The organism is Streptomyces sp. NPDC052101 (genome assembly GCF_040680235.1).
GTDB lineage: Bacteria > Actinomycetota > Actinomycetes > Streptomycetales > Streptomycetaceae > Streptomyces.
In genome coordinates this window covers 65609-72825 of the sequence record NZ_JBFAWH010000034.1, presented here as the reverse complement: position 1 = coordinate 72825, position 7217 = coordinate 65609, and the positions used below count along the sequence as shown (strand labels likewise).

Genomic DNA, 7217 nt, shown 5'->3' with positions numbered 1-7217 from the left:
CACTTGGCTATGACCGACCTCATGGCCCGCCGTCTGACCGGCGAGGCCACCATCTCCTGGCGCGACCCGACATCACCGGATCAAATCCGCATCCCGGGATGAAACATCGGGAGAAAACGACCTCTGACCGAATAAGCCGGCAGGATCGTCACCAGCCGGAAACGGTGGTGATCTTGTGCGGGCGTCACTCCTTTGGGTGGGTCGGGGGTTTTCCGGAGGAGGCGGGCAGGAGCCCTGCGGGGATTTGCCACAGCAGGCATCCGCTGTCGTACGGCGTGCCATAGTGTGTGATTTTGAAGTTGCTCTGGGCGGTGGCGCCAGCGAGGGTTCTGCCGTCGGGGCTCCATGCCAGGGACTGCGTCAAGTTGTCGGTCAGCGTGGCGGTGGAGCGGCGGGTGTTCATGTCCCATAGTCGTACGCCGTCCGGTCCGGCGGTGGCGATCGTCCTGCCGTCCCTGTTGAGCGCCACGGCGTATGTGGTTCCTGCGGGGAGTGTCTCCTTGACGCGCAGCGAGGCAGCATCCCACAGCCGCACGCCGCCCTCGCCTGCGGTGACGAGCCGTCCGTTCGGAGTGAAGAGCACCGCGTGCGTAGGCTCGCGCAGGCCGATGTCGTGGCCGAAACGGCGACCGGCAACGTCCCACAGCCAGCACCCGCCGTTGTTGGCGCATGCGACCGTCTTGCCGTCCGGGCTGAAGGCTACGGCGCGTAGGTGGTATTCCGACGAGGCGGCCCGGACGCGGCCGGTGGATGTATCCAGCAGCCGGAAGCTGTTCTTCAGGTCCCAGGCGTCACCAGTGTCGTCGACGGAGGACCCCTCCGCGCCGCCGCATGCCAGCGTCTTGCCGTCGGGGCTGAACGCCAACGGCACTATGTCGTTGTTCGCGACGGAGGGGAAGGTGGCGATGGGGACCGCGGTGGCCGCGTCTCGCAGCCGGATGTCCGTGCCGCTGGTTGCGAAGGTTTTGCCGCCGGGGCTGAATACCAGAAGCGTCAGGCCATTCTGCTCATCGGACGACTCGGCGACTATCTTGCCGGTGGCCGCGTCCCAGGCCTGCGATTTGTTTTCTCCGATGGTGACGAGTGTCTGGCCGACCGGGCTGAATGCCACGTCCTCGGTGTCGGTGTCGGTGAGTCTTCGGGTGCGGACCGAATCACCGCTCTTTCCCCGGGGCCACAGCGCAGCCCCGGTGGCCGTGCCCGCGCCGGCGAACGCGACGGCGCCCGCGATGAACGCTCGCCGCCGGATCCTGTGGGGGGTGTCGCGAGTGCTGTCGGCTGGGTGAGGACGGGGCGGGTCGGCTGGTGGGGCTGGCTCCGAAGCAGTCGGGGTGGGGGCTGGCCGTGTCGAGGCGTGGGCGCGGTTGTGGAAGGCGAGTCGGTCGGCGGTGTTGCGGATGCGGCGCTGGGGGAGGGGGCGCTGTTTGGCGCGGAGAGTGGTTTCGATGTGGCGGTAGAGGGTGTCGAGGTCGAGGTGAGGACCTTGGCCAGGGATTCCGAGGTCGAGGGTGGTGAGGAGTTCGGCGGTGAAGGCGGTGTGGCGTTCACCGGGGACGGACAGGGCCGTCCTGGTCTCGGCGGCGGCGGCGATCAGGTACGTGCCTTCGATGGCGGCTTCGTCGGCCAGGACGGTGGCCGCGTCGGCCGGGGCCATGCGGCCCAAAGCACGGCCGCTGTAGCAGCAGTCGAGAATGACGACCTGGCGCCGCGCGCGGGTGTCGAGGAGTTCGTCGCGGATTGTCGCGTAAGGGAGGGCGGTGTGGCTGGCGTTAGGCCGGGAGCCGGTAAGGGAGAGGTGGAGTTCGGCGTCGCGACGGGCGATGAGTCCGTGTCCGGCGTAGTAGACGAGCAGGGTGTCGGTGGCCTGCGCGGCAGCTTCGATGATCGGGTCCATGGCCTCTGCGGCAGTGACGGGGTTAGCTATCACGGTGCAGTGAGTCTCCGGCAGTCCCCAGATGCCGGGGTCGCGCAGCAGCCGGTCCAGGGCCGTGAGGTTCTCCGCGACGGCCGGCAGGTTTGTCAGGGCTGGATCGGTGTATCGCCAGGTGCCGATCAGCACGGCGCGAGAGGTGTTCGGGTCGGGAAGCGCTCTCACTGTTCCGGTTGGGCTTCCTCCAGCTCGCGCACCAAGCGGGCGACAACCTCGGCGTCGCCGCTGCTCAGGGTGATGCTCACCCCGCCCCGGGAGACTGTTACCGCTGGTGCGTCCGACCGGGTGGAACGCCAAGCGGTGTAGGCCAGAGCGAGGTTCGCCAGCTGGAAGCCGTAGTCGAGCACCAGCTTCACCACCTCGAGCGCGCCGCCCATATCACCGGCACCGGGTACGGCGGCCGGCCAGGTGATCACCGCGTGACGGCGGATCTCCGGCTCCTCTTCGAGCCACCGTGCGAACGACCGCAACGCATCCTCATCGCTGCTATCGCCGGCGATCCGGACCGACAAGACGTTCTCCGACACAGCCTCTCCCCCATCAGACCTCTTGCGTGACACAAGCGGTCTCCACACTATTGCGGCACGCTCGGCGGCCGGAACAGGGCCACCTCTCAGACCGCACGTACCAGCCCCCGCGACCTGCTCACCCGCCCGGGGAACGCCAGCACACCGATGGCCAAGCCCACTCGTGTATCCCGGAACACAGGATCTGCAGCTCCATGCCGCAGTGGCCGCACCGCCGGACGTACCCCCTGGCCATAACTCCGGGGTCCTCCCGTCCGGCCGGTGCGGGCAAGGACCCGGGTCATTCCTCGTCGGTGGCGTCCGGATCGCGCAGCGGACGCAGGCCGCCGGGCAGGTCGGGAAGCTGGAAGGGGTACCGGCCGAGCATGTTGATGTGATGCCTGACGAACGGCGAGAGGCGGGCCACGTCCTTGTCACGGACGTCGAAACAATCCGCTCGCAGCTGGTTCACTGCGGCGTCCATGTACCGCGTGTTGAACAGCACGAGGGCGTTGAGGACCAGGCCCAGGGCGCCGATCTGGTCTTGCATGCCGTCCTGATAGGTCCAGGGCGTCATCGACCGCCCGGGACGTCAGGTAGACCGCAGTGGCCGGCAGCGTGGCCAGGCGCTGGGAGTCACCGTGCCGCCTGAGCAGCGACGTCTTACCGTCGACCCCGTACCGCGACAGCTCCGCCAGCCACCGAGGCGGTATCGCGGACACATCCACCTCGCCCATCCCGAAGGCCGCGATCTCCTCCGCCCGCTCCAACGCCCACTTCATCTGTGTCCCGGAGATCCGCACCGGACCCCGGCGCAGCCGGTCCAGCTCCGACACCCGGGCGCCCGGCGGCACCGTCAGCAGAGAGTCCAGCACCGCCCGCTGACCAGTGCTCAGCAGCCCGTAGAGGGTGTCCCACAGCCGCTGGTTCGCCGCCTCCCTCACCGCAGCCACCAGCCGGGCCAGCGTCGTCACCCCAGGCAGCAGCACCCGACGCTCACGCAGCCACCCCGCCGCCGCGTCGAACAGCGCCTTCGGGCCCTCCCCGGTCGTCCAGGCCCGCGCATCCACCCACGCCCGCAGCTCAGCCTCCGCCTCGGCGAACTCCGTGTACTCCAGGACCCGCCGCAGCTCACGGACGTGATCGAGCCGGGTGTTCTCCCGCTCGCCGTACGCCTTCAGCGCCGACGCGTCCACGACGCCCAACTACTCGGCGAGGTAGTCGACCACCTCCGCGGCACGTCCGTCGGATCGTCCAGGAACACCCCGAGGAACCGCACCGTGGTCATCTGCACCGCGAACCCGAGCCGGTTGTGGGCCCGCCGTTTCGGCTCGATCAACGCCCGGTCCGCGTCGTCCAGGAAGAAGAACCGCTCCAACTCCGTGCGGGACGGCGCCCCGTCGAACGCCGCGTACTTCGCGGCTTGCTCATCCGTCAGAAACTCGACCGGCACCCGGACCTCCAGACAGTCAGTAATCAACCCGACTGCCGAAGGCTCCGTCCGCCCCCGCCGAACCCCAGGTCAAAGCGCTCTCAAGCCCTCCAGGGGCTTATCTCCGGTCTTCGTTCCGAGGTTCCTCAACCCCCGACGCTTGGCCTGGGTGGACGACTTCCATGCACAGCACCGGCTGCCCGCCCTGTGCGGACGGGGTCACCAGCGGGCGCGCAGCACACCGTCGGCGAGAAGGCGGGCGGTGTACACGTCGCCGGAGCGGTCGGACCCATCAGGAGCTGCTCCAGGCGTATGCGTCCCAGTAGCCGTCGTGGCGGACGCAGCCGCCGTCGGCGACGACCAGTCCCTCGCCGGTACGCCGGCCGGGGCTCAGCGACAGCGCGACGCCGTGGTCGTCGGTGGTATGGATCTCTTGCAGGCCGGTCGCTTTGTCGGTGAGTGGGTCGGTCCCCGGCTCCGTCGTCACCTTCCATCCCCGCTCGGACCACCACCTGCGAAGGTTGGCGACCGCCGCACGGTACCCGGCGTCGCCGTTCTCGAAATCCGGGGCCCAGGAGACAGACGGCTGGTTCCGGTGGATGCCATCCCGGTCGACACCGAGATCGTCCACGCAGGATGCGCTGTCCGTGGACCTTCCCACGAACACGTGATCCGGATACGAGCCCAGGAAGAGAACCGTGTCCTCGCCGGCGGCCTCCGTGTCCCGTACGTGCTCCAGAAACTGCGCCTCGGAACGGACGGGACCACCCTCCATGGCGGCGCAGCCCGTGACGGACCCCACGAGCAGGAACACCACAGCGGCCCCGGCAACGGACAGCCCCTGGCCCCTGAACCGGCGGCGGAAAGCGGTCGCCGCGGGAGCGGCGGAGGAAGTCAGCGTCATGAAGCCATCCGAACACCGCCACCCAGGCCGACGACACCGTCGCCCTACTCAGTCACGGACTCAAAAGGGCCAGAGTGCCCGAAGAGTCCTCATGGCCTCTCTGAGGCTCTGAGCACCTGTCTGGCGAACGGTGCCAACGTGGGCGCAGCGAGCTGTGACTGTACGGGCTACTCGGCTCCCCTCGACAACTCCGATGCTCTTTTCCGGGCGGTCGTCCCCCGAACGCAAACGGCATGTGCCGATGGAGGCACGGGAGGGAGGAGCCGGTGCTCCTCGCGCCTCTGACGTGCGCCCCTGTGTCCGCCCGCCCCTCCTGCCCCCCTGAGCCTGCGCAGGGATCTTGGTGCGACCGGCCACACGTCTGGAGGGCGAATATGACGGATATGACGAATATGGGGACCGCTGCCTCGACCCACCCCCCAATGCACACCCGTAGCTCCAAAGGCACCCCCTCAGGCCGGCAGCCAAAGGCCGGCGGGCTCATCATGAGCGAAGGCCGGCGGGCTCATCATGAGCGAATTGCGAGGCCTCGCAGCCCTTTCCGATGAGACCTCGGGAATCAAAGAGGTCGCCCGCGATCCGCACCGGCCAGGCGGAAAGCTGCTGCGGCGGCTGCTTCTTCTTCACAGCGCCGGCGCCGTGGGAGGCGACGTCGCCCAGGTCGCGCCTGCTGCGGCGGCTGGAGTGCGCACACGTCGGCAGCCTCCTGCACGACGACCTGATCGACGGCGACGACGTCCGGCGCGGCCGCCCGGCGGCGCACCGCCGCTTCGGCCCTGCGGCGGCGATCGTGACGGGGAACGCGCTGTTCTTCACCTGGTTCGAGGCGCCGGCCGTGAGCGTGCAGCGCGGCGTTCCGCACCGGCGGATCGTTTCGGCGATGCGGATCCAGGCCGAGGCCGGCCGGCAGGTGTGGAGGGCACGGCTCGGGAGGTCGCGATGGAAGGCGACCTGCAGACTCCGGTGACTCCGGTGGCCGCGTACACGGAGATGGCGCGGCTGAAGACGGCCGTCCTGATGGCGGCGGCCTGCCGGATCGGCGCCGTCCTCGCCGGCACCACCCCGGCCCGGGCAGCATCCACCATCTCTGCGGCTACATGCGCGATCGGACGAGTCTTGCAACGCTCGATCAATCGGCGGCGACCCTCCACGGACAACGGTGCGTTCGCGTGGGTCATGGTGTGGTCGACACCGTACGGGACGCGTGGTGCCGTGCGCCGGTGAAGATGAGTGAGACGTTCTGCCCACCGAAGCCGAAGGAGTTGCTGAGCACGGCCTCCTGGGGGACGTCTCGTCGCTCTGCGACGACATCGAGATCGATGTCGGGGTCGACGCCGGCCGTGGTGAGGTTGCGGGTCGGCGGTACGACGCCGTGCTTCACACTGAGGACGGCGATGAGCGCCTCGATTGCGCCGGCGGCGCCGAAGAGATGGCCGAGCGCCGCCTTGGGGGCTGTCACGGTGGCGCGGCCGAAGACCTTCCCGATCGCGTGCGCCTCGGCGATGTCGCCGACCGGAGTTCCGGTGGCGTGGGCGTTGATGTGGCTGATCTGCTCGGGCGCCAAGCCGGCTTGCGCGAGGGCCTTCCGCATGGCCGAGATCTGACCGGAGCCGTCGGGAGCGGGCGCCGTGATGTGGTGAGCGTCGGCGGCGATGCCGGCGCCCGTGAGTACCGCGTGGACGCGCGCGCCTCGGGCGCTGGCGTGTTCGGCGCTTTCGAGCACTACGACAGCCGCGCCTTCACTGAGGACGAATCCGCTGCGGTCCGCGGCGAACGGCCGGGAGGCTGAGGCGGGTTCGGCGGTGTATCGCGACAGTGCTTGTGCCTGGACGAAGCCGGCGACGGTGATCGGGGTGATTGCGGCCTCGGTTCCACCCGCGATGACCACGTCCGCCTCGCCGGCACGGATGAGCCTGGCCCCCAGCGCGATCGCCTCGGCACCGGAAGAGCACGCCGAGACGGGCGTGTAGACCCCGGCCCGTGCGCCGTATTCGATACTGATCAGCGCTGCCGCCGCATTGGGCATGAGCATCGGGACCGTGCGTGGCGAGACGCGCCGTGTCCCGGCCGCCTCCAGTACGTCGTCTTCCTTCAGCAACGTCCGTACACCCCCGATGCCCGTGCCGATCGCTGATGCGAGCCGGTCCGGGTCCACCCGCGGGGCACCGGCGTCGGCCCAGGCTTCGGCCGCCGCGGTGAAGGCTGCCTGCTGTGAGCGGTCGAGCCGCCTGGCCTGCACCGGCGGCAGCGACGCGGCGGGGTCGATCGCCATCGTCCCCGCGACGGTGTCGCGAAGGCCGGCGTCCTCGTGGCCGGGCAGGACGCCGCCGCGGATACCGGACTCGCCGGCAAGCAGGGCGTCCCAAGTGGACTCCACGTCTCCACCGAGTGGCGTGATCGTGCCGAGTCCGGTCACGACGACTTCAGTCCGGTGCATGTCCTGGG

The 7217-nt window shown here is 69.3% G+C and carries 6 protein-coding genes and 3 pseudogenes; 2 read left to right on the top strand and 7 right to left on the bottom strand.

The genetic code is table 11. The annotated features are described in order from the left end of the window. Positions 1–102: pseudogene (locus AB0L75_RS36845) on the top strand (IS5/IS1182 family transposase); the annotation flags it as partial. Between the two features lie 82 nt (positions 103–184). Here the strand turns inward: AB0L75_RS36845 and AB0L75_RS36840 are convergent. From AB0L75_RS36840 to AB0L75_RS36820, 5 genes and pseudogenes are all read right to left on the bottom strand, one after another. Next, positions 185–2059 carry a caspase family protein gene (locus AB0L75_RS36840; protein ID WP_365190235.1) on the bottom strand — a complete coding sequence of 625 codons (1875 nt, stop codon included), beginning with the start codon at positions 2057–2059 and terminating at the stop codon, positions 185–187. Between the two features lie 32 nt (positions 2060–2091). Next, positions 2092–2457, bottom strand: a complete 366-nt coding sequence (locus AB0L75_RS36835; protein WP_365190232.1) for a hypothetical protein — start codon at positions 2455–2457, stop codon at positions 2092–2094. Between the two features lie 280 nt (positions 2458–2737). Further along, positions 2738–2986 (bottom strand): Tn3 family transposase, encoded by a 249-nt coding sequence (locus AB0L75_RS36830; protein WP_365190229.1) that lies wholly within the window; start codon positions 2984–2986, stop codon positions 2738–2740. A 10-nt stretch (positions 2987–2996) separates the two neighbouring features. Next, positions 2997–3889: pseudogene (locus AB0L75_RS36825) on the bottom strand (DUF4158 domain-containing protein); the annotation flags it as partial. A gap of 271 nt (positions 3890–4160) precedes the next feature. Further along, positions 4161–4772 (bottom strand): hypothetical protein, encoded by a 612-nt coding sequence (locus AB0L75_RS36820; RefSeq protein WP_365190226.1) that lies wholly within the window; start codon positions 4770–4772, stop codon positions 4161–4163. Positions 4773–5316: 544 nt separating this feature from the next. Between AB0L75_RS36820 and AB0L75_RS36815 the strand changes: the two genes are divergently transcribed. Continuing rightward, complete coding sequence (locus AB0L75_RS36815; protein ID WP_365190224.1) at positions 5317–5739, top strand: polyprenyl synthetase family protein; 423 nt, start codon at positions 5317–5319, stop codon at positions 5737–5739. A 115-nt stretch (positions 5740–5854) separates the two neighbouring features. Here AB0L75_RS36815 and AB0L75_RS36810 read toward each other — a convergent pair. Further along, positions 5855–5950: pseudogene (locus tag AB0L75_RS36810) on the bottom strand (IS481 family transposase); the annotation flags it as partial. Further along, positions 5947–7209: a beta-ketoacyl-[acyl-carrier-protein] synthase family protein gene (locus tag AB0L75_RS36805; protein WP_365190221.1), complete on the bottom strand. Its 1263-nt coding sequence runs from the start codon at positions 7207–7209 to the stop codon at positions 5947–5949. The gene AB0L75_RS36805 and the pseudogene AB0L75_RS36810, both read right to left, overlap by 4 nt. Positions 7210–7217: the final 8 nt, after the last annotated feature.